Genomic DNA, 1684 nt, shown 5'->3' with positions numbered 1-1684 from the left:
AAGCTGTTTACTGACGCGCTCGCTTCCGTTATGGATGGAAGAAACAAAATAAGACGCACCGAAAAAAATTACACTTTTATTGTGTCCTAACAGTTAAGACCGATCCCCCAGTGGTGCTTTGTCGCCCGTACAGAAGCTTGGTTCTGGGTTGAGACGGTTGTGACATTGGTGAAATAGCTGCTGCTGTTATCCCGTTTAGGAGACTGTATTCATCCGTCAACCCAGGTTAGGGCACACTCCAATTGCTAGTATTACTCTGCATTCCTGAGGCAGTCTTTGATGATGAAAACACCAAAGTTCAAATCCCGTTTCCATCAACCAAGTGCAAATGAAACTTCTGATTTAAGACCAATTAACTCAAATGCAGCAGGTATTGATATCGGTTCAGAATTCCACTGGGTGAGTGTTCCAAAAGACCGAGCCTCCGAGTGTGTCAGACGTTTTGGCTGTTACACTGCTGACTTGTATGCTCTTGCTGATTGGTTGGCTGTTTGTGGAGTAAAAACTGTAGCAATGGAATCAACGGGGGTGTATTGGATTGCGTTGTTTCAAATCTTGGAGACAAAGGGTTTTGAAGTTAAACTTGTCAATGCCCATCACGTCAAAACTTTACCTGGACGTAAAACTGATATTTTAGACTGTCAATGGCTGCAACAGTTGCATAGTTACGGATTGTTATCTGGTTCTTTTCGCCCGGAAGACCAGATTTGTGTTTTGCGGAGTTATATCCGCCACCGGGATAGTCTTATCAAAAGTGCTTGTGTTCACATTCAACGGATGCAAAAAACTTTAACCCAGATGAACGTGCAACTGCATAAGGTGGTTAGCGATATCACTGGCACTACTGGGATGGCAATCATTCGAGCAATTGTTGCTGGAGAAATAGACCCACAAATTTTGGCAGCGAAAAGACATCACCGTACTAAACGCTCTGAAGCTGAAATTGCTGCTGCTTTAAATGGTGATTATCGGAATGAGCATATTTTTGTACTTCAACAGGAACTACAACTTTATGATGTCTATCAAGCTCAGATAGCCGCTTGTGATCGCCAAATACAGGAGTGCTTGGCTCAATTTAGTGACAAAGTTAATCTCGATGAATCTCCTCTTTTGCAACCAAAGCACCCCCGCAATAAACCACAAGGCAATGAACCCGCTTTTGATTTACGTACCCATCTTTACCGAATTAGTGGCGTGGATTTCACGGCGATTGATGGTCTTGGTATTCTGACCGTGCAAACCATTATTTCTGAGGTCGGTTTAGATCCTACCCGATTCCCAACTGTTAAACAGTTTACTTCTTGGCTTGGTCTTTGCCCTTGCAATCGCATCACTGGGGGTAAAGTGAAAAGTTCTCAAACTCGCTTGGTGGTTAATCCTGCTGCCAATGCCTTCCGAATGGCAGCACAAACAGCTGGCAAGAGCAATTCTGCTTTGGGTGCTTTTTATCGTCGCTTACGTTCTCGCCTTGGTACGCCCAAAGCTATCACTGCTACTGCTCATAAGCTAGCACGAATTTTTTACCGACTTTGGACAACAGGAGGTAACTATCAAGATATTGGCATGGATTATTATGAGCAACGTTACCAACAACGAGTTATTAATAACCTCCAAAAAAAGGCTCTAGCTTTAGGTTTTGAGCTTGTTCCTCAGCCCGAAGTAAATACGGTTTCTTAGGAGAGGG

Annotated in this window: 1 protein-coding gene; it reads left to right on the top strand. The window is 43.6% G+C overall.

What is annotated here, in order from left to right:
• Window positions 1–282: 282 nt before the first annotated feature.
• Window positions 283–1677, top strand: coding sequence for an IS110 family transposase (locus V7K56_RS21840; RefSeq protein WP_334913510.1), 1395 nt, complete (start codon window positions 283–285; stop codon window positions 1675–1677).
• The last annotated feature ends 7 nt before the right edge of the window (window positions 1678–1684 follow it).

The sequence above is a fragment of the Nostoc sp. genome, from assembly GCF_036917535.1.
Lineage (GTDB): Bacteria > Cyanobacteriota > Cyanobacteriia > Cyanobacteriales > Nostocaceae > Nostoc.
The sequence above is the reverse complement of the archived record's forward strand: the minus strand, read 5'-3'. Positions and strand labels throughout refer to the sequence as shown.

What these genes read in the sequence shown, in the direction of transcription:
- V7K56_RS21840 (WP_334913510.1), top strand. Translation starts at nt 283, where the DNA reads ATGAAAACACCAAAGTTCAAATCCCGTTTCCATCAACCAAGTGCAAAT.